General features: G+C 45.8%; 22 protein-coding genes and 1 riboswitch. Of the genes, 17 read left to right on the top strand and 5 right to left on the bottom strand.

Annotation, left to right across the window (positions count from 1 at the left end):
* Positions 1-1,002 carry a GTP 3',8-cyclase MoaA gene (gene moaA, locus MKY19_RS28535; protein WP_076285640.1) on the bottom strand — a complete coding sequence of 334 codons (1,002 nt, stop codon included), beginning with the start codon at positions 1,000-1,002 and terminating at the stop codon, positions 1-3.
* 415 nt (positions 1,003-1,417) lie between these two features.
* Here moaA and MKY19_RS28530 point away from each other — a divergent pair, with 415 nt between their 5' ends.
* A complete protein-coding gene (locus MKY19_RS28530) occupies positions 1,418-2,110 on the top strand; it encodes a molecular chaperone TorD family protein (protein WP_042192508.1) in 693 nt (230 codons plus the stop codon).
* 383 nt (positions 2,111-2,493) lie between these two features.
* Here MKY19_RS28530 and MKY19_RS28525 read toward each other — a convergent pair whose 3' ends face one another.
* The 3 genes from MKY19_RS28525 to MKY19_RS28515 form a co-directional block, all read right to left on the bottom strand.
* Complete coding sequence (locus MKY19_RS28525; protein ID WP_339799207.1) at positions 2,494-2,691, bottom strand: hypothetical protein; 198 nt, start codon at positions 2,689-2,691, stop codon at positions 2,494-2,496.
* Positions 2,684-5,845 carry an efflux RND transporter permease subunit gene (locus tag MKY19_RS28520; RefSeq protein WP_339799205.1) on the bottom strand — a complete coding sequence of 1,054 codons (3,162 nt, stop codon included), beginning with the start codon at positions 5,843-5,845 and terminating at the stop codon, positions 2,684-2,686. The genes MKY19_RS28525 and MKY19_RS28520 overlap by 8 nt, the downstream gene beginning before the upstream one ends.
* Positions 5,846-5,959: 114 nt before the next feature.
* Positions 5,960-6,877, bottom strand: a complete 918-nt coding sequence (locus MKY19_RS28515; RefSeq protein ID WP_339267631.1) for a TetR/AcrR family transcriptional regulator — start codon at positions 6,875-6,877, stop codon at positions 5,960-5,962.
* 227 nt (positions 6,878-7,104) lie between these two features.
* Here MKY19_RS28515 and cls point away from each other — a divergent pair, with 227 nt between their 5' ends.
* A complete protein-coding gene (gene cls, locus MKY19_RS28510) occupies positions 7,105-8,613 on the top strand; it encodes a cardiolipin synthase (RefSeq protein ID WP_042192502.1) in 1,509 nt (502 codons plus the stop codon).
* 57 nt (positions 8,614-8,670) lie between these two features.
* Here cls and MKY19_RS28505 read toward each other — a convergent pair whose 3' ends face one another.
* Positions 8,671-10,200, bottom strand: coding sequence for a phospholipase D family protein (locus MKY19_RS28505; RefSeq protein ID WP_339799202.1), 1,530 nt, complete (start codon positions 10,198-10,200; stop codon positions 8,671-8,673).
* Between the two features lie 187 nt (positions 10,201-10,387).
* Here MKY19_RS28505 and fni point away from each other — a divergent pair, with 187 nt between their 5' ends.
* From fni to upp, 15 genes are all read left to right on the top strand, one after another.
* Positions 10,388-11,527, top strand: a complete 1,140-nt coding sequence (fni, locus tag MKY19_RS28500) for a type 2 isopentenyl-diphosphate Delta-isomerase (RefSeq protein ID WP_339243799.1) — start codon at positions 10,388-10,390, stop codon at positions 11,525-11,527.
* Between the two features lie 38 nt (positions 11,528-11,565).
* Positions 11,566-12,039 (top strand): GNAT family N-acetyltransferase, encoded by a 474-nt coding sequence (locus MKY19_RS28495; RefSeq protein ID WP_256721720.1) that lies wholly within the window; start codon positions 11,566-11,568, stop codon positions 12,037-12,039.
* A 168-nt stretch (positions 12,040-12,207) separates the two neighbouring features.
* Positions 12,208-13,560: a S41 family peptidase gene (locus MKY19_RS28490; protein ID WP_339799198.1), complete on the top strand. Its 1,353-nt coding sequence runs from the start codon at positions 12,208-12,210 to the stop codon at positions 13,558-13,560.
* A 143-nt stretch (positions 13,561-13,703) separates the two neighbouring features.
* A complete protein-coding gene (gene ychF / locus MKY19_RS28485; protein WP_042192499.1) occupies positions 13,704-14,804 on the top strand; it encodes a redox-regulated ATPase YchF in 1,101 nt (366 codons plus the stop codon).
* Positions 14,805-15,038: 234 nt separating this feature from the next.
* A complete protein-coding gene (prfA, locus tag MKY19_RS28480) occupies positions 15,039-16,112 on the top strand; it encodes a peptide chain release factor 1 (protein WP_042192496.1) in 1,074 nt (357 codons plus the stop codon).
* Complete coding sequence (gene prmC / locus MKY19_RS28475; RefSeq protein ID WP_339267622.1) at positions 16,105-17,103, top strand: peptide chain release factor N(5)-glutamine methyltransferase; 999 nt, start codon at positions 16,105-16,107, stop codon at positions 17,101-17,103. Before prfA ends, prmC begins: the two co-directional genes overlap by 8 nt.
* A gap of 140 nt (positions 17,104-17,243) precedes the next feature.
* Positions 17,244-18,428, top strand: coding sequence for an FtsW/RodA/SpoVE family cell cycle protein (locus MKY19_RS28470; protein WP_076285646.1), 1,185 nt, complete (start codon positions 17,244-17,246; stop codon positions 18,426-18,428).
* Between the two features lie 199 nt (positions 18,429-18,627).
* Positions 18,628-19,812 (top strand): FtsW/RodA/SpoVE family cell cycle protein, encoded by a 1,185-nt coding sequence (locus MKY19_RS28465; protein WP_076285647.1) that lies wholly within the window; start codon positions 18,628-18,630, stop codon positions 19,810-19,812.
* Positions 19,813-19,895: 83 nt separating this feature from the next.
* Positions 19,896-20,651 carry a stage II sporulation protein R gene (gene spoIIR, locus MKY19_RS28460; protein ID WP_081382658.1) on the top strand — a complete coding sequence of 252 codons (756 nt, stop codon included), beginning with the start codon at positions 19,896-19,898 and terminating at the stop codon, positions 20,649-20,651.
* Positions 20,652-20,858: 207 nt separating this feature from the next.
* Positions 20,859-22,100, top strand: coding sequence for an L-threonylcarbamoyladenylate synthase (locus tag MKY19_RS28455; protein ID WP_339804547.1), 1,242 nt, complete (start codon positions 20,859-20,861; stop codon positions 22,098-22,100).
* 127 nt (positions 22,101-22,227) lie between these two features.
* Positions 22,228-22,800 (top strand): manganese efflux pump, encoded by a 573-nt coding sequence (locus MKY19_RS28450; RefSeq protein ID WP_042192488.1) that lies wholly within the window; start codon positions 22,228-22,230, stop codon positions 22,798-22,800.
* Positions 22,801-22,847: 47 nt separating this feature from the next.
* Complete coding sequence (locus tag MKY19_RS28445) at positions 22,848-23,435, top strand: low molecular weight protein arginine phosphatase (protein ID WP_339799195.1); 588 nt, start codon at positions 22,848-22,850, stop codon at positions 23,433-23,435.
* A 48-nt stretch (positions 23,436-23,483) separates the two neighbouring features.
* Positions 23,484-23,566, top strand: a riboswitch (ZMP/ZTP riboswitch).
* Positions 23,567-23,640: 74 nt separating this feature from the next.
* Positions 23,641-24,225 carry a TIGR01440 family protein gene (locus MKY19_RS28440; RefSeq protein ID WP_339267614.1) on the top strand — a complete coding sequence of 195 codons (585 nt, stop codon included), beginning with the start codon at positions 23,641-23,643 and terminating at the stop codon, positions 24,223-24,225.
* Positions 24,226-24,338: 113 nt separating this feature from the next.
* On the top strand, positions 24,339-25,586 hold the full coding sequence (glyA, locus tag MKY19_RS28435) for a serine hydroxymethyltransferase (protein ID WP_042192482.1): 1,248 nt from the start codon (positions 24,339-24,341) through the stop codon (positions 25,584-25,586).
* 423 nt (positions 25,587-26,009) lie between these two features.
* Positions 26,010-26,639 carry a uracil phosphoribosyltransferase gene (gene upp / locus MKY19_RS28430; RefSeq protein ID WP_042131376.1) on the top strand — a complete coding sequence of 210 codons (630 nt, stop codon included), beginning with the start codon at positions 26,010-26,012 and terminating at the stop codon, positions 26,637-26,639.
* The last annotated feature ends 57 nt before the right edge of the window (positions 26,640-26,696 follow it).

Raw genomic sequence — 26,696 nt, 5'->3', positions numbered from 1 at the left:
CTAGCCTCCAATTTGAGACATACGCCGAGCCGTCGGCGTGTGGCTTTGTGCTTTTTTCTCCAAGGCTAATGCCATTTCGTGGTTATGTGGCTTGTTACCCAGAGCTTTGCGGAATAAGGCCTGCACTGCTGCGGGATCGCTTATTAGGGGACGGACATTGTACTCATCTTCCCAATATAGACAAGCTTTGATATGGCCATCTGCTGTTAGTCTTAGACGATTGCAGTTATCGCAAAAGTGATCGCTTACGGGATGGATTAATCCGAACGTTCCTTGCGCTCCAATAACCCGCCGATTCTGGGAAGGGCCATTACCAGATGGCATCTCAGCTTCCTCGGTTTCCCAGCCGGCCGCAGTACAAGCTTCTATAACGGTTTCCAGCGGCAGATAGGATTGGCGCCAAGAATCAGTAGCACTTCCGATAGGCATATATTCAATAAAACGTACATTTAGTGGACTGTTCAACGTAAGGGAGATGAAGTCTTTGATCTCGTCATCATTAATCCCTTTCATCAACACAACGTTAAGCTTGATCGGCTCCAGCCCGGCAGCTTGTGCTGCCTCGATCCCCTTTAGTACCTTGGAGACCTCACCGCCGCGTGTAATCATAGAGAAGCGATCTTGCCGTAAAGAGTCCAGACTGATATTCACCCGTGACAACCCGGCTTCTTTTAGCAGTGCTGCTTTAGCTGGAAGCATTAATCCGTTCGTAGTCAGTGAAATATCATCGATCCCCGGAATGGCGGATATCATAGTTACTAGCTTCTCCAGGTCTTTGCGTACAAGAGGTTCTCCACCTGTTAGCCGTACCTTGCGTAATCCAAGTGGTGCTAGCGATTCCACAACTGCGGTGATTTCCTCATAGCTCAGAATCTCGTCCTGCGGCTGGAATTCCATCCCTTCCGCTGGCATACAATAAATGCAACGCAGGTTGCAGCGGTCGGTAACCGAAATGCGGATGTAGTCATGTAAACGTCCAAAAGGGTCCGTCAGCGGCTCCATAGCGTTGCTCCCTTCATTTGTTGGTGTTTTGAATGCTTCCCGTCTTAAGAGGAGGCGAAGGTGTTTATACTTGTTTAGAATTTTAAAGATCGCTCGCGGGTACGTCAATGAGCAAACTATTGAACGGGTTAAACTCCCCCTATTTGAATAAGGAGGGTTGTGATTTAATTGCATAATAATGGACAAACTAAATAGAATGACAAAGCCGAAATAGACTTGCGAAAATGTGACAAAAGTACGACAAATGAAGTGATTAGTCATAGAATGCTCACGGAAAGCGTTTTTAATATCCGATATAATCTAGGTGCGGATTACTTTTACGTTCACTTTTGCGAAAACAGAAAGGATACCGGAAATTGCACGTCGATCATGTGACGGTGTGTGACCGGGAAACCCAATGAGGAGGATTTGCAAAATGACTATGCAAACTGTTCCATCGCTCGCCGTGCCGGAGGCATTTAGCCATTGGTTGGAAAGTCGGGGATTAATATATCAGCTTTTAGTGGATTTTTTGGGTAGAAAACCATCACTCTCACTTGTGGCTCAGTGGAGCCGCAATCGCAAGATGAGTGTTGCTGCAGAGATGACGGAAGGCGGACGGGAACTGAAGCGCTATCTGAGTCAGGAACCGAATAAGCTCCCCCATATATGTGAGAAAGAGACCCAAGAATATAAACGGCTTATGCACGAACAGACAGTAAGCTCTTTTAAATTACGTGAAGCTGCTATTCTGGGTCGTTCTGAAGATTTCTGCAACGTGCTTGCTGATGTGTATACTTCCGCAGGAATTGTATTTAACAAATGTAATGGTGAAGCTGATGATCATATTGCTATTGAGCTGGAATTTATGGCAGTAATGCATGAGCGGATGTTGTACAATAGCTTCTCAATTAGAAGTGCTATGGATCTACTTGATATTCAGGTAGCCTTTTTGGAAGATCATTTACTGCAATGGACTCCACAGTTCTGTGAGAAGTTAAATGCAGCAACGAATAGTACGTTGTATTTGGGGCTTTCCCATATGCTCGCTGAGTTTCTACCCCTTGATCTGCAGATGCTGCGTTCCTGGAGAGCTTCGCTGGAGAGCAGTGCAACAGCAATGGTATAACAACACTATAATGCAGAGCCCGGCCTATAAATTAGGTCGGGTTTTTCTTGCTGTGGAAGTGTAAATAGTGATTTAATTGAAGCTCTAAGTGGAGCGATGAAATGAAGATCTGAGTGAAGTCCCAAATGACGATCCAAGTGAAGCTCTAGAAGAATAATTAGGGGATTTCTCCCTAAAACTCTGAAATTATTGGTCATAAGACATGTAATTAGGGAAAACCTCCCTATAATTCACCTGATTTGGCGCTAAATCAGGTGAATTAGCTATTTTTTAGGGAGGAATTCCCTAATTTCGTACATTTAGAGTGATTATCGGAAATTTTTAGGGAGTTTTTCCCTAATTAGTTTAGACCTACTGTCCACCGCACAACTACCCATCGCAAATCATGCACCGCCTACCGCACAACCGCCTATCGTCAATCCCCCGCCCGTCCAACCACTCGTCACCCACCTACAAAAGTCTAATGGGTTACTTTGCCCATTCCATAAAAAAGAAGCTGCCCCATAAGTAGTATTCACTACTTTGTAGACAGCTTCTTCATTTAGCATGTTTACTTGATAAGCATCAAGTGTTCTAGTCAATTACCTTTTTACTGCGGAATTTCATCAGGAATTCATACACGACTGGCACTACTACAAGTGTCAGCAGCGTGGAGCTGATCAAGCCGCCGATAACGGTAACACCTAGCCCCTTGGAGATGATCCCTGCACTGTTTTCAAGTCCTGTAACCAGTGGCAGCAATGCACCAATCGTTGCAAGTGCAGTCATCAGGATTGGACGTAAACGTGTGCCGCCTGCTTCAAGCAAGGCTTGACGTGTGGTCATTCCTTCTTTTTCCTTATGAATAACGCGGTCGATGAGGACAATGGCATTCGTGACTACGATACCAATCAACATCAGCGCACCCATGAGGGAGGAGACGTTTAAGGTTTCCCCAGCGATCAGAAGGGCTACGAGTACCCCGATAATGGTGAAAGGAAGTGAGAACAGGATAGCAAATGGAGCTAATCCACCGCCAAACGTAACCACAAGCACGAAGTATACGATGGCAATAGCAGCCGCCATAGCAATACCTAATTGACCAAATGTGTCATTGATCTGCTCGGTTACACCACCGAAGCTAACCGTCACGCCATCTGGTAATTCCATAGCATCTATTTTTTCCTTCACGAGGTTTGAAGCACTATTGACGTCACTTGAAATAATCTCGGCAGTGACATCCACCTTCATCTTACCGTCCATCCGAGTAATCGAGTCAGGGGAAGAGCCGTTTTCAATTTTAGCGACTTGCCCGATTGGCACGGAAATGCCTAGTGGTGAAGTCAATGTAGCCTCTTCCATTTCTTTAATGCTCTTATACGTTTCTTTATCAGTTTCGATATAGACTTTGTAGTTCTTGCCGTCCATTTCTACTTCTGTGAGTACTGGACGTGTACCTGCAGGAGCAAGCTTCATCGCAATTTGTCCCGCTGTAAGTCCAAGGGAGCTAAGCTTTTCTTGATCCGCTACAATCGTATATTGATCGTAAGCTTCTTTGAGACTTGTTTCGCCATCCTTGAAATTAGTGGTGTCAGCCTGTACGATCTTGGCGATCTCATCCGCTACCGGCTTAATTTGATCTAGTTCGTCTCCGAATACATTCACGGTTAACGTGCTTCCACCCATACCTCCGCTCATCATCGCGGACATATCGCCCCACACACCATCTGGGACTTCTGCGGTTAAGCCTTCGATCAACTTCTCTTTTACATTTTCGAAATCAGGAGTATTACTATCATAAACGATGAAAAAGAGTCCTGAGTTGCTGGATCCGCCCATACCCATCGGGCCTCCGCCACCAATGGAATATTGCATTTTATCTACATGCTGCTGCGCTAAAATATATTTCTCAGCTTTCAGGCCTTGTTCTTGAACTTCTTCAGTTCTTTGTCCAGCCTTCGGTGAGTAGGTTAGCATAACCGTTTTATCCTCTTGGGAAGGCATAAAGCTAACGCCGATAGGCTTGATCAGGAACAAGCTGCCCGCCAGGAGCAGAACCGCTACTCCGAAAGTAACGAGTTTATGGGAAAGACACCAGTTCAGAATCTTTTGGTAACCGGCAGACATTCTGTCTGGTTTCTCACTATGCGTCTTCTTACCTTTCAATCCGTTGCGGAACAGGGAGTGTGCCATTGCAGGAACCAGGGTAATCGCAACTACCAACGAAGCGAGCAGGGCGAAGACCATAGTTAAAGCGAAAGGCAAGAACAGCTCTCCAACCATACCACTTACTAGAGCAAGCGGTAAGAATACCGCGATGGTTACAATCGTAGAGGACATGATTGGTACGAACATTTCACGAGTGGCTGCACTGATTAATTCCCGGCCTTTTAGCTTCTCGCCAGATAACGAGAGTCGCCGGTATATGTTCTCTATGACTACAATCGAGTCATCGACTACCCGTCCGATGGCAACGGTCATCGCACCAAGGGTCATCATATTAAGCGTAATGTCCATTTGACGCAGACATAACACTGCGATCAGCAATGATAAAGGAATAGAGATGATAGAAATGATTGTCGAACGAATATTCCGCAGGAAGACCAAAATGATAATTACTGCGAAAAGGGCGCCAAATACAGCTTTTGACAACATTGTATTTACGGAGTCCTCAATCGGCTTACCTTGGTCAAGCAGAACTGTAAGGTCAATGCCTTTATATTGTGCTTTTAATTCTTCAGTTTTGTCCTTAACACCATTTACGACATCAACAGTGTTGGCATCGTTGGCTTTGACAATCTGGATACCGATCGATTTTTGACCATTCGTACGGGAGATCGATTCAGAATTACCAACAACCTCAATTGTAGCAAGCTCTCCCAGCTTCACGGTTGGCAATCCCATATTTGCAGCTCCGCCAGCAGCGCCTGCACCAGCAGCACTTCCAGCACCTGCATCGGCAGCGCCAGCTCCAGGAGCCCCAGCGCCAGCAGCGCTCGCTGCACCAGTTGGCATCACTGGAATGGCCACATTTTTAAGATCTTCAACGGTGGTGATGTTGCCATCCACGACAACTGCCTTTTGAGCTTTGTCCATCTCGAACAGTCCTAGTGGAACACGGAGGGAAGAGCCTTGAATCATCCCTTTAACCGTATCTTCGGTCAGTCCGTATTGCTTGAGCTTCTCTTGATTGAACTTAAGCGAAACTTCTTTGACGTATTGTCCAGAGATTTGAATAGAAGCAACACCCTCAACATCTTCAAGGGCAGGGCGAATATCGTTCTCGGCAATACGGGTTAGTTCCTCGAGATCTTCTGAATCTCCATTCGATAAACTAAGGGAGACGACAGGCATTGAGCTAAGGCTAAAACGGGAAATGGAAGGCTTTTGCACATTGTCTGGCAATGAGACCTCATTCAGCGCTTCGCGAACAGCTGCTGTAGCATTATCCAGATTTGTTCCATAATCAAACTCGATTTGGATACTGGAGGCATTCTCCAGAGAAGTGGAGGTGATTGTCTTTACACCATCCACATTGCGCAGCTTTTGCTCCAACGGTTTACTGACATCATTAACGACGCCTTCTGGTGCAGCCCCCGGATAAATAGTTGTTACGCTAAGATAGGGTATACTAATATTAGGTAAGGTTTCTTGCTTCATTGTCAGTCCGCTATACAAACCGGCAAATACAATAATTATCGTCAGAAGCCAAATGGCAAATTTGTTCCTGAGCGAGAAATTAATTAAGCTTTTCATAAGTGTTGTTTCTGCTCCTCTCGGGCCTTTTCTTTACGAAATAGGGCGCCATTTTGAAAATTTATAATACTCGCTATCCATGTTCTTCTCTCTCACGAACTCTTTATAGAGCAATTAACGAAATAAGCATGAATGATTTGAAAAAGAAGTAACCAGCTTTCTCAATTCTTCCAATGGTGTAGTGAGCTCTGAGCAGGATTGGAGGTTGGACAACATCCCCTGTATGATTGCTTTGCGTGGGTGTGGTAAGAGAACTTCGCCTTCTAGAATGTTGAGTGATTCCAGCAAATCGGCTGACTCTTCCGGTTCTATACTATCTAATTTACTAACCACAGTCTTCATGTCCTTAATGATCTGCAGTGGATTCTTGCGCTTACTCTCCTCATTCTCCTCCATCCAGCTTGCAAGAATGGTAGAGTTGATGAGAGGAGCCTGCTTACTTTTAAGAAGACCAGCTACAATAATATCTAGTAGATTCATTAGATGATCAGCCATAACGGCAAGGGACAAGTGGGTATCCTGACGAAAAATAACCGCAATATATGACTTGATTAGTCCATGACCTACAATACATAAATCTCCGGTATAGGGAATGATGTCTTTTCCATAAAGGGTCTCCATCTTCACCTGAAACCAGCGCAAGAAGGAAGCGTTGTTTCTACGCAGCCATTCCGGTACTTCAGTATCAAATCCTTTTCCGGCAACTTCCTGAATTTGACGCTGTAAGAACTCACGTAATTCGTACACATGACTCAGTAGAATTTCTATTTGATTCCTAAGCTTCTCACGCGGTGTTCTTTGGGTTTCTTGTTCTTCACGTAATAAGGGATCACGAATCATTCGGTAACAATAGAGAAAAATACTGCGTTCCAGTTCTTCTTTGGATTTGAATACTAGATACAAGCTTCCCTTCGAAATTCCGCATAATTCGGCGATCTCTTGCATGGACGTGGAAGAGGAGCCTTTCACAGCGAATAATTGCATGGCGATCTTAATAATCTGTTCCTGCTTGTCCACAGTTTTATCGCTCATTGGGGGGATAACCTCCTTTCTGACTACCCAGTTCTATAATTGACTAATCGGTCAAAATAATTATATTCGATCCATCTTGTCATTACAAATTTCAGAACAGAAGGGTTACAGTTTTGTTGTAAATAGATTTTTACACAGTAATTGTCTAGGAAGATATAGGTTCTTCATGTAATATATAAAATGTGTCTTTTTGGTGTTGCTTTTATGAATAAGAAGGTAGGTACAATATGAGAAGAGGACTTCAATCTATAATTATTATTGGGGCTTTCATAGCATTTTATTATTTTGGTTTTGGTATTTTTGGGAGTACTGCTGGAACAATTATTAGTATTTTCTCCACACTGACAGTCGTTTCAATTAGCTTAGCTATTTTTATGGAGAATCGTAATCCTTCTACTACGATGTCATGGATTCTTTTGCTTGCGTTGATCCCGGTGCTCGGTTTGGTCTTTTATTTTCTATTTGGACAGAATGTATTTAAACGTCGTAAATATGATAAAAAAGCACAAAGAGATCTTATGGCCTATGAGCGGATTGAGAATGACGCTTTGCGTACGCATCAAGATTGGTCGGTCTTTGACCCCTCGCGTCAAAAACTACTATTATTATCCAAGACTCTAGCGCGTACTCCTATTTCCTTTGCTTCAGAGACGCGCATCCTTACCAATGGTGAAGAGACGTTTGGAACATTACTGCTAGAGCTGCGACAAGCGAAGCACCACATACATATGGAGTATTACATCTTCCGTGCAGATCACATTGGAACGCGTATTCAACAGATTTTGATCGCAAAGGCGCGTGCGGGTGTATCTGTCCGATTTATGTATGATGCTGTGGGGAGTTTTCAGCTTTCTAAAGCTTTTTTGAAAGAGTTGGTTGATGCTGGAGTACAAGTGGCATCGTACGGTAATTCCACCTCCTTTTTCTCTAGCCGGGTTAATTACCGGAATCACCGAAAAATCGTCGTCATCGACGGTGATGTCGGGTTCATGGGTGGACTGAATGTGGGGGATGAATATTTAAGCCGCAGCAAAACTTATGGATTCTGGCGTGACACCCATATGTTAGTTAGAGGTGAAGCGGTACGGACGATGCAAATCATCTTCTTGCAAGATTGGATGCATACTACAGGTGAAAAAATACTGGAGCAGGATTATCTAACACCACAGCTACACTTTATGACAGGGGACGGAGCAGTACAGATCATAGCGAGTGGGCCGGACAATGAACGCCGTGCACTCAAAAATATATTTTTCTCCATGATCACCTCAGCTGAGAAATCAGTTTGGATTGCCAGCCCTTATTTCATTCCGGACGAGGATATCCTGACTGCGATACGTGTAGCGGCTATATCTGGTTTAGATGTTCGCTTGTTATTCCCTGCTAAGCCAGATAAATGGATTCCGTTTCTGGCTTCGCATTCTTATTTCCCGGCATTGCTGGAGGCTGGAGTGAAGATTTATGAATACGAGAAGGGCTTTATACACTCTAAGCTGTTAATCGTGGATGGTGAAATAGCGACTATTGGTACAGCAAACATGGACATGCGGAGCTTCCATCTTAACTTTGAGGTAAACGCATTGCTTCTTCAGACAGAGAGCGTTACACGAATTGTTGCTGATTTTGAACGGGATTTATTGTCCACCACTCAGATTGTGCATGAGACCTTTATGAATAAACGCATGGTGGTACGTATACTGGAGTCTGCCGCCAGATTAATGTCTCCACTGCTATAACTTCATTACAGATTAAACCACCGCGGAGGGTGCTGCCTTCTCTGCGGTGGTTTTTGTTTAAAAAGTAGTAAAGCCCAGGTTAGTCTGCAGCCGGAACAGGATGTACTTGAACCAGGTCACATCGCTCTGATAGGCCTCAAAAGGTAAAGTGAACGTATGACCCTCGTTATTCCATAACCGATAAAAGTAGGCTTCCATATCTTTGAACAGAGGCTGATCTCGCTTCATAGAAATCCACAGATCATTCTCCAGATTGTAGTCATCTAGATTGCGTGTGGTGAAATTGGTGGAACCGCCAAGAACGATGGAGCTGCCGGTTTGTTTGGCGATAAAGAGCAGCTTTGGATGATATTGCTCTTTGGTTGTATTGTACCAACGAATAGAGATTTCGCCATTCGTGCGTTTATTCAGATCCATGGCAACTGGACGGTTGGGGATCCCGATTTTATCGCGCCCGAAGGCGTTCTGATTTGGATCCAGGATTAGGTTTACCTTAGCCCCGCGTGATGTAGCCTCTACCAACGCATCCAGAATGGCATCATCAGCAAGATAAAACATCCCCATCCATACGGTATCCCCCTTCCGGGCGGACCTAATGCCTTGCAGCGCATATTTGTATACCTTTCCTTCTGTTAAATAGCGAACTTCTAGAGATTCCGCTGATGGTAGGTTCTTTTCTTGGGTAAGATTGGGCTTATGAAGTAGCAATGGACCTGCATCTGAAAGATTGGCTGCCGCCTGCTCGGTCTGGAGAATATCGGCAATAATTGGACCTTGTACCTCCAAAGCAATATTGGAGTGGTAGGCGCTGGCATCGTGAACATTTCCAGAGGAAATTAGTGCAGTGTTCTCACTGACAATTACTTTGCGATGGTTCGCCTTCACATTCAGCAGCTTCAGATAAGATCGAGCGGTAATATCCGGTCCACCACTGGCCATAAGATTGGGGATAAGGCCCTTACCGGATTGTCCGAACCATTGAATGAAGGTGCGCCAGACGGCTGAATAGGCAGGTGTAGAATCCCGCAGCGAATTAACATCGGTCATGATGACTCGGATCCCCACGGCCTTCATTTCTTCCAGAAGATGATTGGGCGCTGAGTTGTAATTGGTATTGACCTCATCGGTGATGAAGACAATCTCCATTTCGGGATAGGTTTGCTTTTGTGAGATTAATTTATCTGTCAGCATTCGACTGACTGGAGGGAATGACTGATCTTTATGGGTATAATCATTGAACAGGAACAGGTCGATGACTAAGAACTCCCTTGACTCCTCGATGATATGTAGCATTCTCGGAAGAATTTCACTCTCCTGCTTACCTGTGTCCGTACCGTCTGGATAGGTTAGGTCATGCCAGAAGGATACATTGTTCACTTTGTATATGGGACTTTCATAGGAAATCCCAACGGGTAGAGGTTTATGTGTCTGGTATATCATGACGCCGATTAACCAGAGAATTAGAATGACGCAAGCCCATATCACTCGTTTGCGGCGTCGTGAAGAGGTGCGTTTCTTTGGAGCAAAAGCATGGGTTCTATCTGGTATCACTTGGGGCTGAACGGGTTGTTCACGATCTGATCTCATCGGAAGTTCCTCCTGAAAGTATTGCAGAGCACTTCCTTTATAATTATTATGCTCCGGCGTGTACCAACCTATTAACACCTAGTGGGTAGAAATGAAGCATCCCTCGTATTTCACTCACTTCATATTGTAAATTCATCTGAAGGGATATGTTATAATAAGTGCAGTTTAGGAATAGGAGGAACGGAGCATGAATCATACGCCAGAAGAGGCCGGACCATATGATGCGAATAGGCAGTCTGGCGCGGATCATGGCAATGACCTACCGACTGTAGAGGTTTCAGATAAGAAGTCTTTATTGCCTGCATCAAGGACAGGTGAACGCAAAATAGAGCATGTACGCCTTTGTCTAAATGAAGAAGTTGGTGGCGTTGGTGTGACTACGGGGTTTGAACATTACCGATTTCGGCATAATGCTCTTCCAGAGCTGAATTTCGATGATATATCATTGCAGACTACGTTCCTGGAACGTGAACTTCGTACACCACTGCTGATCAGCTCGATGACAGGCGGCAGTGCTGCTACAGGAGCCATCAATGCCCGACTAGCAGAGGCAGCGCAGCGTCGTGGATGGGCGCTGGGGGTTGGTTCTGTGCGAGCGGCGGTGGAGCGCTCTGAGCTAACCGAAACCTTTTATGTACGGGACAAAGCACCTGATATACCGGTTATCGCTAATATTGGCGCCGTACAGCTGTCCTATGGTTTCGGGATTGAGGAGTGTCGCCGCGCTGTGGATATTGCTGGTGCCGATTTTCTTGTACTGCATCTCAATGGTCTTCAAGAGGTCTTTCAACCGGAAGGGAATACTGGCTTTGCTTCTTTACTATCGCAGATAGCAAAAGTATGCCGTGCACTTGAGGTTCCTGTAGGTGTAAAAGAAGTCGGCTGGGGCATTGACGGTGATACAGCAGAACATCTTTATAATGCAGGGGTAGCTTTTGTTGATGTAGCGGGTGCAGGCGGAACATCCTGGAGTCAGGTCGAGAAGTTTCGGAGTAGAGACCCTATACGGCGCGCAGCGGCTGAAGCTTTCGCAGACTGGGGCACTCCAACCGCAGATTGCATTGCAGAGGTACGTGCTGTCTCCCCGAAGGGGGCATTGATTGGCAGCGGCGGCTTGAAGCATGGTGTGGATGCGGCGAAGGCATTGGCCCTCGGTGCTGATTTAGCAGGCTTTGGACGCAATCTTTTAGGACCGGCAGTAGATTCTGAAGAGGCGCTAGATGCTGCACTGGCTCAGGTAGAGCTGGAGCTGAAGATAGCAATGTTCGGCATCGGAGCTCCCGATTTAGCAACTTTACGTGGGACTTCCCGTTTAATACGTAAATAAAAGTATATGGTAAATATAGAAGTGAGGAAGTGAAAAAGATGATGATTAAATTGGTTCATATGGATGAGTCTGCTTTTCAATTTTTCTTAGGTCAAGCTACTCGTGATTACGCTGAAGATAAGATTAAAGCCGGCGCTTGGGACCCTGAAATCGCGATGAAGCTGTCTGAGGAAGCTATAACACAGTCACTGCCCAAAGGATTAAACACAGATGGCGCTTATCTATACTCTATAGTAGAGCTAAGTAGTGATAGCCAGGTGGGATATATCTGGTTTAATGTAAGTGAAGGTCGCAGCGGCCGAGAGGCTTTCATTTATGATTTTTACATTTTTGAACCGTATCAGAGCAAAGGTTATGGCAAGCAGGCTATGATCGCACTTGATGAAGAAGCCCGTGAGATGAACGTCACCAAAATCGGGTTACATGTCTTCGGTCAGAACAATCGTGCATTTGAGCTGTATAAAAAAATGGGATATACCGTAACTGACATTACGATGTCTAAAGATTTGTAATACTTAACGTGGAGACCTCGAAGGAGGTCTTTTTTGTGTTGTTCTAAGAAAACCAATGTAAATAATTGTGATAAATATATTTGAATTAGGAGGAATAGAAAAATATGATTATTAAATAAATTCCTGAAAATGGATTCAGCTATATGGAATATTGGAAGGGGGATTAAGGTGAGACCAAGGTTTGTATTACCAGCGGCTTTATCTGTAGCTACAATACTGTTACTGGTTAGTTGCAACCGTGGGGATTCGCCAGGGAAAAAGCAATCTGAGTCGGGGCAAGTTCAGGCAAGTCCGGTTGCGCCGGTAGCCTCTTCAAAGGTAGCGGGAAAACAGCTAGAAGCGGCGTTGTCTCCATTGACAGTGGAACAAAGATTAGAGGATTTTGATTATATGTGGAAGATTATTAAGGAGAACTACCCTTTCCTAGAGGTAAATAAGCGTCTAAATGGAGAGGATTGGCTTGCGAACAAAGAGGCGTACCGTAATGAAATTGCAGCAGTGAAGACAGATGATGAGTTTTTTAGACGAATGAAATTCGTACTTAGCAGGTTAAATAATGGGCATACGAATTTTTTATCTAAGGAAGAATATCCATGGTTTCTAAACGCCTATGTTCAGGCAGGTTTTGGTTATGAGCCTTGGATCAACGTGTTTCAACAGCCAAATGTGTTGGCTCGTTACAACCAGAAACCTTTAGCGGAGCAGCAAAGCTCTGATGGCATCGTTAACGATATGAATAGTGGTGAGGCAGGGAGTCAGACAGGAAAGACTTCCGGGAATGTGAAAAAGGTTATTATAGAGCCAGAGCAAATAGCGTATCTAGGCATGCGAAGCTTTGCCGGAAGTCTCATGGAGATGGATAGTTCGGAGATTCGTGATTTTTTAATAGAAGTTAAAGATTATAAGACACTAATTCTAGATATCCGCGGAAATGGCGGAGGAAACAGCGATTACTGGAGAGCACATATTGCTCCTCTGCTAATTAATAAACCTATCGAATACAATACATACTTACTTTATACAAGAGGCAACTATGCTGAGACCTTTATGCAGGCACGTCAGATCACAAGGGGGCAGCAGCCTATTACCAGCATCAAAGACGAACAGTTGCCTAATTTACCATCCGAAGCATTAAAAATGTTCAAGACATATAGTAAAAATACAGATGTAGTAATCCCTCAAGAATCCGTTGGTTTTAAAGGAAAGATCTATTTGCTGGTTGATAGCTCTGTGTATTCATCAGCGGAAGGTCTTGCAGCCTTTGCAAAAGGAACCGGGTTTGCGACGGTTGTTGGTGGCAGAACAGGTGGGGATGGACTAGGGATGGATCCACTTGTCGTTGCATTGCCTAATAGCGGTTATGTATTCAGATTTTCCTTTGAGATGGGACTTAACTCTGATGGAAGCTGCAACGAGGAAGTGAAGACAGTCCCTGATGTGGAGGCTGATCCAGATACTTCTAAGCCCCTATTGGATCAGCCGGCGGTGCAAAAAGTATTGGAACTTGCCAAATCCTATTGAAATGGGTTCGCTTGGATAAGGCTGGATTGACACAACTGTAAGACATCCGGTGTTGCTGGAGAATATGTTCTAATATATAATGGTTTAGATCGTATTACTTATTCGGATGATCAATTTAGCTGAAAATAGGAGTTGTCATATAAATGGCTTTGAAAGCGGGAATCGTCGGTCTTCCTAACGTAGGAAAATCCACATTGTTTAATGCAATAACGCAAGCGGGAGCAGAATCCGCAAACTACCCTTTTTGCACGATTGACCCTAACGTTGGTGTCGTTGAAGTTCCGGACGAACGTCTTGATAAACTGACTGAGCTGGTACAACCTAACAAGACTGTACCTACTGCTTTTGAATTTGTTGATATCGCTGGTCTTGTGCGCGGTGCGAGTAAAGGTGAGGGACTAGGCAACAAGTTCCTAGCTCATATTCGCGAAGTAGACGCTATCGTTCATGTCGTTCGTTGTTTTGAAGATGAGAACGTTACCCACGTGGATGGAAAAGTAAATCCGATCAGCGATATTCAGACCATTAATTTGGAACTGATTCTTGCTGACATTGAGAGCATTGAGAAGCGGATTGAACGTTCCCGTAAGAACATCAAAGGCGGCGACAAGAAATACGCTCAAGAAGTTGAACTGCTTGAACGCGTCAAAGAAGTGCTCTACGAAGATAAACCTGCACGTAGTATAGAATTGTCCGATGACGAGAAGCTTATTATCCGTGATCTTCATTTGTTAACATTGAAGCCAGTGCTGTATGCAGCGAATGTAAGTGAAGAAGAAGTAGCAAGTGCTGAGAATAATCCTTATGTGCAGCAAGTGCGTGAATTTGCAGCAACTGAAGGTGCTGAAGTTGTTCCGATCAGTGCTAAAGTAGAAGCTGAAATTGCCGAGCTTGAGGGCGAAGATAAAGCGATGTTCCTAGAAGAACTTGGGCTAGAAGAATCTGGCCTGAACCGTTTGATCAAAGCGGCTTACAAGCTTCTAGGCTTGTATACGTATTTCACGGCAGGCGTTCAGGAAGTTCGTGCGTGGACCATTCGTAAAGGAACTAAAGCACCCGGCGCTGCTGGTGTAATTCACACAGATTTTGAACGTGGATTTATCCGTGCTGAGGTAGTGGCTTACGCAGATCTTTTGGCAGCAGGCTCAATGAATGGTGCCAAAGAACGTGGTCAACTGCGTCTAGAAGGTAAAGAGTATTTGGTGCAGGACGGCGACGTTATGCATTTCCGTTTCAACGTTTAAGAGGACTGAAGCATACTAATGATAAGAGGGTCATCTCAGTCGGTAGAGGGTATCTACTGCTGGGATGATCCTTTTTTAAAATATAAGACATTTATTAAGGGATTTACGCGTACAGAACTGTAGCCATTTCACAATATCTTTGGTATAATATAAAGTCGTATATCTAATTTTATGACATATGTTTTAATCGCTTTATTTGCGAATTTGAAATTGAACTAGGAGAGGTGAATTCCCTTGTTGGACCGATTGCAATCCCTGGCGGACCGCTATGAGAAGCTCAGTGAACTGCTTTGTGATCCGGATGTTGCAAACGACAGTAAGAAACTGAGGGATTATTCCAAAGAACAATCAGACCTACAGCCTGCATTTGAGGCGTATACTGAATATAAGAGTGTAATGGAAGAGCTTGAAGCTGCTAAGCAGATGCAAGGCGAAAAGCTTGATGATGAGATGAAGGAAATGGTCAAGATGGAAATTGACGACCTTTCCAAACGTCAGGTAGAGCTGGAAGAGCAAATCCGTGTATTGCTACTGCCTAAAGACCCGAATGATGATAAGAACGTAATCGTCGAAATTCGTGGTGCAGCGGGTGGAGATGAAGCTGCATTGTTTGCTTCCGACCTTTATCGGATGTACACCCGGTTTGCAGATTCACAAGGCTGGCGCGTGGAGCTAATGGATGTCAACGCGAGCGATCTTGGTGGATTTAAAGAGGTAATCTTCCTTATTAACGGCCGCGGTGCATACAGTAAGTTGAAATACGAAAGTGGTGCGCATCGCGTACAACGTATCCCAGCGACTGAATCCGGTGGACGTATTCATACCTCTACTTCTACAGTATCGGTGATGCCGGAAGCTGAAGCATTTGAGATTGAAATCCATGATAAAGATATTCGTGTGGATACCTTCTGTTCAAGTGGTGCAGGCGGACAGTCTGTAAATACGACCAAGTCTGCAGTACGTGTAACCCATGTACCTACGGGCATCGTTGCTACCTGTCAGGACGGTAAGTCACAGAACTCCAATAAGGAAAAGGCGCTTCAAGTGCTTCGTGCCCGTATCTCCGATATGAAGCGGCAGGAAGAAGAAGCAAAGTATGCTGGTGAACGGAAGAGCAAAGTAGGTACGGGTGATCGTAGTGAGCGTATCCGGACGTATAACTTCCCGCAGAGCCGGGTTACAGATCATCGCATTGGCTTGACACTGCACCGTCTGGAGCAGGTTATGAACGGAGAAATCACTGAAATTATTTCGGCTCTTTCAATTGCTGAACAAGCTGATTTGATGGATAGTATGGACAATGGATAATAATGCTTTGAACGATGGCGTATTTGTCATGTCGGAAGTGAAAAGCATCCGGGAAGCCTTTGCGGAGGCTTCTTCTTTTTTGAGCCAGAGCGGTTGTAATGAACCGCAGCGCAGTGCGCAGTTACTGCTTGAGCATGCGCTTGGCTTATCCGGAGCGGCGTATTATATGGCGCTGGCGGATCCTTTTCCAGCTGCGATCAAGGAAGCGTGGGAGGCGGGAGTTACTCGCCGTAGTAAGGGTGAGCCGGTGCAATATATCATCGGCGAGCAAGAGTTCTACGGGCGTCCTTTTGAAGTGACGCCAGATGTGCTTATTCCACGGCCGGAGACGGAGCTGCTCGTCGAGGCGATTTTGCGGTACGGCGCGGAGCTTTGGCCGGACGGCACGGTTGCGCCGAGTGAAGCGGCGCAGGAAGAAGGCGCTGCTTCGTTAGCAGCAGCGCAAGATCGTGCGGGCGGCGCGGAAGGTGGACGCGCCGTACGGCCGCTGACCGCCGTCGATATCGGCGCCGGCAGCGGAGCGATTTCCGTCACGCTGGCGGCGGAAGCGCCGGCGTGGCGGGTCTGCGCCGGAGATATTTCGCCGGCGGCCCTAGCTGTGGCGAAGCGCAATGCGATGCGCTCCGGCACAGCCGTGGACTTTCGGCTCGGCGATCTGCTCGAGCCGTTCGCGGGGATGGAGACGGATATTCTCGTCTCCAACCCGCCGTACATTCCCGGCGAGGATATCGCCGGGCTGCAGCGTGAGGTGCGCGACCATGAGCCGCGCACTGCGCTGGATGGCGGAGCGGACGGGCTGGACCCGTACCGCCGCATGATGGAGCAGCTGGCGCTGCTCCCGGCACCGCCGCGCCTGATCGGCTTTGAACTCGGCTTCGGACAAGCCGAGCAGGTAGCCTCGCTACTTGAAGCGGCGGGTCATTGGAAAGAGATCATCACCATTAATGATCTAGCTGGAATTCCACGTCATGTGCTAGGTGTAGCACGATAATACTGCATGCTGTGCAGGGGACTCCTGTTGATCGGGGAGTGAAATTGTATTTTCAACCCGACTTCCTTTACAATAGAATTTAACCGGACTTCTTGGTGAACCATAAAAGAAAGCCCAGATTTAGAGTAGGGAGGCAGAACGTGCTTCAGAAGATTAAAAAAATTGATGGTGCTATCGTAGTCGTTCTGTTATTGCTCATGACTGTCAGCATCTTCGCCATATATAGTGTGACTCATGGAAGAGAAAAGCTGGACGGACATCATATCCGTATGATGATGTATTATGCAATTGGCTTTATTGCTTTTATTGGAATGACCTTTTTAGATTACAGAATTTTAGTGAAATACGCGTTATATATTTATTTGTTTGGGATAGGTATCCTGGTCCTCGTCAGCTTTTTGGGCGAGACCAAGAATAATGCCCAAGGCTGGTTGTCCCTCCCTGGAGGACTGAGCCTTCAGCCTGCCGAGCTATTCAAGCTAATATTAATTCTATTTCTGGCAGCGATGCTTGTTCGTAAGAATAAGAGTAAACTCTTGTTTTGGCGGGATGTTGTGCCGCTCGGCCTATTAACCTTATTTCCGTTTCTTATTGTCCTTACACAGAATGACCTTGGGAATGCCTTGTCTTACATCGTGATTCTTGCAGGTCTGTTGTGGATTGGAAATATTAAGTACACTCACGCATTAATCGCGCTGGTGATTGTAGCAAGCTCTGCGATTGCCGGAATTATGAGTTATATCCATTATCATGACGAAATTAAAACGTTTCTTAACGATATTGGCCGTTCGCACTGGATTGAACGTTTCGACCCATGGCTTGTTCCGGATAAAGCGACAGCGAAAGCTCTTTATCATACCAAAAACGCCAAGCTCGCGATTGCCTCAGGTGGGATGAGTGGAGAAGGCTATATGAACGGTAGCTCTGTTCAGACGGATCGGGTGCCTTATACGTATTCAGACTCTATCTTTGTGCAGATTGCCGAGGAATTTGGCTTTGTCGGTTCTGCATTTGTGCTGCTACTGTATTTTATCCTGATTCACCGAATGATTCTTATTGCGCTGGAAGCCAGAGATCGAGCAGGTCCATTTCTGATCGTCGGCATTGTCGCGATGATGCTGTATCAGATTTTTGAGAATATTGGTGCGTTTATTGGTCTGATGCCTTTGACAGGTATCACATTGCCATTCATCAGCTTCGGAGGTACCTCCCTGCTTATTAACATGGCCAGCATTGGGCTGGTAATGAGCGTGCGTCTGCATGGTCGAGATGTAGAGGAAGATTTGCCTAAGCCTACTCCTTATGCAGCCGCCAAACAGGTTTAATCACTAAATCAAAAGATAACCGTCAGAAACTCATCTTTTAAGGATGGGAACTGGCGGTTTTTTATTATGGGAAGTGAATCTCTGATATCGGGTGTATTACATAAATTTGGAATTGTGGCCTTGAATGCTCTACAATAGAAAGGAGAGACTTTCCTCAGGTGAGGGTGGTTGGAACCTTAATAGAGTAAGGGGTTTGCGTATGCTTAAAAAGCTCAAGAAGATCGATAGCGTGATTCTTATTGTTCTAGTTATGCTGATGGTGATTAGTATTCTTTCGATATACAGCGTGACTAATGGTAGATTAGTTCAGAAACTAGATGGGTTCCATCTACAAATGCTTAAATACTACATTGTAGGGTTTGTAGCGTTTTTTGTGCTTACCTTCGTGGACTATAGGATATTTGTTAAATATGCTCTTTATATTTACATCTTGGGTATTGGTCTCCTAGTGTCGGTTAGTTTTTTTGGTAAGGTAAAGAACGGTGCGCAATTAGGGCTAGAGATAGGTGGACTTAGCTTTCAACCTGCGGAGCTTTTTAAGTTGATATTGATTCTTTTACTCGCGTCCATACTGGTCCGTAAACAAGGAGCCACGCTAACCTTCTGGAAGGGAGTCGTTCCGCTGGCGCTTCTTACATTGCTCCCTTTTGCCATAGTTATTGTACAGAATGATCTCGGAAATGCGCTAAGCTACATCGTAATATTAATCGGTCTTCTATGGATCGGGAATATCAAAATTTCACATGCACTCATCGGATTACTAATCGTTGGCGGATTGGGTCTTGCAGGAATTCTGAGCTATATTCACTATCATGATGAAGCGGTATATTTTTTTGAGGAGACCCTTGGCAGGAAGCATTTAGTGGATCGTTTTGATCCTTGGCTCGTACCTGATTTGGCGTCAGATGATGCAAGCTATCACACGAAAAATGCTAAAGTGGCTATTGCCTCCGGAGGGATGAGTGGCGAGGGGTACATGCAAGGAAGCTCTGTGCAGAGTAACCGTGTTCCATATACCTATTCGGATGCTATATTCGTACAGGTTGCGGAGGAGTTTGGGTTTGTGGGTTCAGCGCTGCTGCTGTTGCTCTTTTTTATTCTTCTTCATCGGATGATACTGATTGCTCTAGAGAGTAGGGAGCGTAGTGGTCCGTTTTTGATTATTGGAATTACGGCAATGCTGCTATATCAAATCTTAGAGAATATTGGAGCTTTTATCGGCCTAATGCCGCTTACGGGAATTACACTTCCGTTCATCAGTTATGGAGGCACATCTCTTTTAATTAATATGGCCTGTATGGGGATTGTAATGAGTGTGCATCTTTATGGTCGGGATGTTGAGGAGGATTTGCAGTTGCCTAAGGCGCTTGCTGTAAAATTATAGATTTAATAGATTCATAGGTTTGCAGTCTCTCATCTCTGGACATACTACTAGCATGAGAGTTAAGAGGAGAGGGGCTGCGACAAATGAACGATAATCATATGGATAAAAGAGATTCCTTACGTGTAACTTTTAAGTATACTGCCATTTTAATTTGTTTTTTTATGATCGTTATCATGGCCTGGGAAGGTCAAAAAACCGATGCAGCAGTAGCCGAAGTATCGATTCCGCAGGATTCTATCCGGCTGCGTATTCTGGCGAATTCGGACGGAACACAAGATCAACTAGTGAAGCGGCAAATCCGCGATACAATCGTAGAGCAAATGAACCAGTGGGTAACTGCACTTGAGGACCCACAGAGTTTAGAGCAGGCACGCGCTTTAATTAGAACTCATCTACCAGAGCTTAATGCACTGGTTGGATCGGAGCTAGAGAAACGCGGCATTCAATATTCATATAAAGTTGAGCTGGGTGTAGTTCCTTTTCCGACCAAATTATACGGTGGAACAGTCTATCCGGCCGGAGAATACGAGGCTGTGCGGGTTACGTTGGGCGAAGGAAAGGGTCAGAACTGGTGGTGCGTACTGTTTCCGCCGCTGTGCTTTATCGATGCGGGCTCCGGAGATGCAGCAGCGCCTGCTGCTAATAAAGGGGCGAAGACCGTCTCGGCTGCCGGGGCAGATAGCGGAGTTAAGGCGCAACCAGCAGTAGGAACAGCTGTACAAGCAGATTCTTCGGCGAAGGATGTTGCGGCAGCGGATTCCGCAGAGCCAGAGGTGCGGTTCTTCGTTTGGGAACTGCTGCAAAACCTTTGGAACTGGATTAGCGGATTATGGTCGTAATGCTGATGTTAGCCCTTTGGTTTTGTGGAAATGGTCTATAGTTTTGAATCTAGATATGTTACTATTTCATAAGCAGATCGACTGCGGCGCCTTCATTGGGGCCGCTTTTTGGTAAGATTAGAGTTAATGAACCTCCAGAGTATTTATCCTAAGATTGCAAGAAAAGCTATTGTTCAATATATATCCTGTAGAAAGCCTGTGATGAGAATGAATGAACCACACGACCCTTTATTCGCCGTTCAGCGGCGGAGTGGAATTAGAAATGAGACTGTATATTGGGTACTGGATTTGCTGGAAGATGCAGCTTCGGATTCCGGTGTACTTCAGCCAAGTGAGGAGAATAAGTTAGCCATCGTGGAGGCGGCAGCCATGCTTCGTGAAGGTGGAACGGTCGCTTTTCCAACCGAAACGGTCTATGGACTTGGTGCGGATGCACGGAATACTGCGGCAGTTGAGGCTGTTTTTGCGGCAAAAGGGCGACCGTCTGATAATCCCCTTATCGTGCATATTGCCGATCCAGGTGCTCTGGACGAGCTGGTTACAGAAGTGCATCCTACGGCTGCGGTATTGATGGATGCTTATTGGCCAGGACCGCTGACAGTTGTTCTTCCTGTTCGTGAGGGTGTTTTGTCATCCTGTGTAACGGCAGGACTGGACACGGTAGGTGTTCGTATGCCTGATCATCCGGTAGCTTTGGCGCTGATCAGTGCAGCGGGCTGTCCCGTTGCGGCACCTAGTGCTAACCGTTCCGGTCGTCCGAGTCCGACCTTAGCTTCACATGTGATGGAAGACTTGGCCGGATACATTGGCGGCGTACTTGATGGCGGCGCGGCCGGAGTTGGACTGGAGTCAACTGTTGTGCAGGTGCAGCCTGATGGAAAGGTTGCCGTGCTTCGTCCTGGTGGGATTACTTTGGAGCAGTTAACTGCTGTAGTGGGAGCAGAAGCCATTGCTGCTGAGCCAGCTGTGGTTAAAGAATTTGGAGCTTCCGCAGCAGCGGAAGCTCCAGTAGTCACTGCACCGAAGGAACGCCACGGTGCAGAAGCTGTTTCCGCCAGCTCGGCGCCACGCGCGCCGGGCATGAAGTACACGCACTACGCGCCGCGCGGCTGGCTCGGTGTGGTGAGCGGATCTTCTCCGCAACGTGTTGCGGATGAAGCCGCGAGTCTACTTCAGGCGGCACAGCTGAACGGCGAAGTAACGGGCTTACTCCTCTTCGAGGAGCATAAGCCCCTCTATCCCGCCGATCCTGCCGCCTACGTTCTTTCCCTCGGCTCGTTATCCTCGCCGGAGGAAGGGGCGCGCTCCCTATATGCCGCGCTGCGGCGCTTCGATGAAGCGGGAGCGACTTACATCTTGGCCGAGGCTTGTCCGTATACGGGCCTCGGCGTAGCTATTATGAACCGGCTTATGAAGGCAGCCGGTGGTTCCGTCATTGATGCCGGATAGCCACGGCGACCTTTCTATCCAGCTATAGTATAGGTTCTTCGAATCTGAAATCTCCTATGAAGTCATGATTACCCCCTTGTCCGCATATCGTTGTTGTACAAGATATTTCGGACTTGGGGGGTTAAGCATGGGCATAGGAGATGTATATGCCGGTTGGGGGCAGACAGTTACTATTGCTATAATGGCGATTGCATTAGGGATGGATGCCTTTTCGCTCGGAGTAGGGATCGGGATGAAAGGGATTCGTCTGCTGCATATTCTGCAAATGAGTGTGCTCATTGCTTTTTTTCATATGCTGATGCCTCTTCTAGGTTTATTGACTGGAAGTTATGTCGGACATTTGCTAGGTCAAGTAACAACTTATGCCGCAGGAGGGCTACTTGTGCTGTTAGGCGGACATATGGTGTATAACTCCTTTCGTCCGGAAGTGGTAGGTACGCGAGCTATGAATCACCGAACCTTATGGGGAATGCTGCTTCTATCACTCAGTGTTAGTGTGGATTCTTTTTCCGTTGGGGTATCCTTAGGGATGTTTGTGAATGGTGTACTTCTGACTATACTAGCTTTTGGTGCCTGTGGAGGTCTGATGTCAATTATCGGCCTGCTTCTTGGGCGGCATGTCAGTCGTGGACTCGGGGAATATGGGGAAGCACTGGGCGGGGCTATTTTATTGGGGTTTGGCTTGCTATTCATCTTTTGATACAATAACGGCATTACAATATTTTAATTTCATGGGGGTGCAAAAGCATGCTGCATATTTTATTCGTCTGCACCGGTAATACATGCCGTAGTCCTATGGCTGAGGGGCTTTTACGAAAGCTTGCGAAGGAACGTGGAATCGACCTGGAAGTGCGGTCTGCAGGTGTATCTGCCATTTCTGGTACTTCTATATCGAGACATGCTGCAGCTATTTTGCAGGAAGAAGGCATTCATGATCATTTAGAGTCGTCGCAATTAACAGGGCAATCCGTCGCTTGGGCCGATCTTGTACTTACCTTAACCAGTGGACATAAGCAACATTTGCTACAGTATTTTCCGGATGCCGTAACAAAAACATATACATTGAAGGAATACGTGCATAACGAAGAAGCTGTGACTGAGGATATTAAAGAATTGGACAGCCTTTATGCAGATGCTGAGTTAAACATAGCTCTAGGTGGTGAACCCAACGCAACGGATCTACAACGAATGATTGAAATCCGCCAGCGTATCCCAAGCTTTGATATTTCTGATCCATTCGGGGGTACGCGTGAAGATTATGAGCTTACTGCTGCTGAGATTCGCACTTCGTTGTTTAGTTTATTAGATAAACTGGAATCCTTACGCCATTTGTAAATGGTTGATTTTCAGTCGGCTTTGCTTTAAGATGAAAGTACAACTAATCGGTTCCGATGTAACTGGCGACAAATGTGGATCAAACCACGATGGAGCATCGGAATAAACGGCCGGTCGCCTGGGCAAAAGAGCAAATCCGCAGCTACCTGCGGACTGCTCTTTTTTGTTTAAATGACGCTTGTTTGAAGCTTGAGGAGGTAGGGTGATGGACAAAGTTGTGGAGTTATCTTTAACTGAAGCTACTGTCACTGTGTTAAGGGAGTTGGCGGAAGCTGGTAACCTTGGATCTGGTAAAATTGTTGTCCTAGGAGTTAGCACAAGTGAGGTCGCTGGTGTCCGTATTGGAACCGGTGGTGCGCTTGAAGTCGCACAGCAACTGCTTGAAGGGGCTCGTTTGGTCGCAGCGGAAAAAGGATTTCATCTCGTTTATCAGTGCTGTGAGCATCTGAATCGTGCGCTTGTAATGGAACGCTCTTTGCTAGAGTCGCTTGGGCTAAGTGAAGTTTCAGCTGTACCTATACCGGGTGCTGGCGGTTCGATGGCTGCGGCTGCCTATCGCTCTATGAAAGATCCTGTTCTGGCGGAAACGTTAGAAGCACATGCTGGCTTAGACATTGGTGAGACTCTTATAGGTATGCATTTGCGCCGCGTGGCAGTTCCTTTTCGGCCGACCTTGCGGTACATTGGAGCAGCTAGAGTGAACGCGGCATGGGCCAGACCTCCGCTTATTGGCGGCGAACGTGCGGTTTACCGTACTCTTGAACAGAGTGATTCACAGGTTTGTGATTGATGGACTTAGATTTATGTTTTTGCAGAAACGTAGACCTAAAGCTTTTTCGTGGCGGGCAAATCGTTTCTATTTAAATACAACATATCTACACACACTAGGGAGGAAATAAGAACATGGAACAATTACGTAAGAGTGACCCGGCAGTACTGGAAGCAATGGAACTGGAACTGAAACGTCAGCGTGCCAACATTGAGCTTATTGCCTCAGAGAATATCGTTAGCGAAGCCGTAATGGAAGCCATGGGCTCAGTGCTTACGAACAAATATGCAGAAGGCTATCCAGGCAAACGGTATTATGGTGGCTGTGAAGATGTGGATATCGTTGAGAATCTGGCTCGTGATCGTGCAAAAGAATTGTTCGGTGCGGAACATGTCAACGTACAGCCTCACTCTGGAGCACAAGCGAATATGGCTGTATATCTCGCTGCACTTAACCCGGGCGACACGGTTCTTGGCATGAACTTGGCGCATGGCGGACATTTAACGCATGGTAGTCCAGTAAATGCTTCTGGATTACTCTATAACTTCGTAGCTTATGGTGTACAAGAAGATACTTTCCTAATTGATTATGACGAAGTACGCAAAGCAGCCTTCAAGCACCGTCCTAAGTTGATTGTTGCTGGTGCAAGTGCGTATCCGCGCATTATTGATTTCGAAAAACTTGGTGCTATCGCCAATGATGTCGGCGCGTTGTTTATGGTAGATATGGCCCATATCGCAGGTCTTGTTGCTGCTGGTCTTCATCCGAGCCCGGTTCCTCATGCTCATTTCGTTACAACTACAACACATAAGACTTTACGCGGTCCCCGCGGAGGTATGATTATGTGCAGACAGCCATGGGCAGCTGCTATCGATAAAGCCGTATTCCCTGGTTCCCAAGGTGGACCGCTGATGCATGTCATTGCGTCAAAAGCAGTCGCATTCGGTGAAGCTTTGCTGCCATCCTTTAAGACCTATGCTGAGAATGTAGTGAAGAATGCAAATGTTCTTGCAGAAACACTGATTAGCGAAGGGGTTAACATTGTATCCGGTGGTACAGATAACCACTTGATGTTGCTTGATACACGCAACCTGAACATTACCGGAAAAGATGCGGAAAAAGTACTAGATTCCATCGGAATCACTGTGAATAAAAACGCAATTCCATTTGATCCTACAAGTCCTTTCGTAACAAGCGGTATTCGTATTGGTACACCTGCGGTTACTTCCCGTGGTATGGACGAGCAAGCTATGGTGGTTATTGGCCGCATTATAGCTAATGTTCTGAAGAATCCGAAGGATGAAGTGAAATTAGCTGAGGCAGCTCGTCAAGTTGCTGATTTGACGGATCAGTACCCACTTTATCCAGAACTGAAGTACTAGTTCTTATTCTCGTATTCACTAATAAATTCACCTCCACCGAGTCCTGATTTTAGGGTTTGGTGGAGGTTTTTTGTTGTTTATTGTTCACAATATTATCTGGGTAAATTGATGGAAAATCATGAAATCAATCATGAAAGTTCATGGAACTTTCATAAACAATAGTGAAAAAAATGTGAATAGTATGAAAAATGCAAATTTGCACAACCTAATCTAGGTTTTATTCCTGAAAAGGCAACGGAATTACCAATCCTTACCTTTATAAGCGAAGGAAAACACAAGGGTAGGGGTTCAATATGGGTACATGTGCCTTTCTAGGTGAAATGCGGCGATGGGAATGCTATAATAGACAGGATTTAGCCATAGAGAAGCAAAAACGCTTTCTAGGGTTATAGACACGACTTACAATTACCGGAGGGACAGGAAATGGGAAAATTGGTGATTTGCGATCATCCTTTAATTCAACACAAACTAACATTTATTCGCGACGTAAGAACAAACACGAAGGATTTCAGAGAGCATGTTGACGAAGTTGCCACATTGATGGCTTATGAGATAACACGTGATATTCCTCTAGAAACCATTACAGTACAAACACCGGTCACTGAAACGGAAAGTAAAGTGATTTCTGGAAGAATGCTTGGGCTTATCCCTATTCTTCGTGCTGGTCTGGGTATGCTTGAGGGCGTTCTGAAGCTTCTTCCTGCTGCTAAAGTAGGACATGTTGGCTTATTCCGTGATCCGGACACGCTTCAACCGGTTGAGTATTACATCAAGCTTCCTACAGATGTACAGGAACGTGAACTGATCGTAATTGATCCAATGCTAGCTACGGGGGGATCTGCGATTGCTGCTATTACCTCGCTGAAGAAGCGTGGCTGTACACAAATTAAAATGATGAACCTGATTGCAGCTCCAGAAGGTGTTGCTGCCGTTCAAGAGGCTCACCCAGATGTCGATATTTATGTAGCTGCGCTTGATGATCATTTGAATGAGCATGGATATATCGTTCCGGGACTTGGCGATGCTGGAGATCGTTTGTACGGAACTAAGTAAATAGTAATTCGTAATAGGATATAAGAAATTTGTTTATTTTTTGATGAGAGGGTAGGG

Origin of the sequence: Paenibacillus sp. FSL R5-0744 (assembly GCF_037972555.1) — a bacterium.
In the GTDB taxonomy this organism is placed as follows: domain Bacteria; phylum Bacillota; class Bacilli; order Paenibacillales; family Paenibacillaceae; genus Paenibacillus_AQ.
This window is presented reverse-complemented; position numbering and strand designations above follow the sequence as displayed.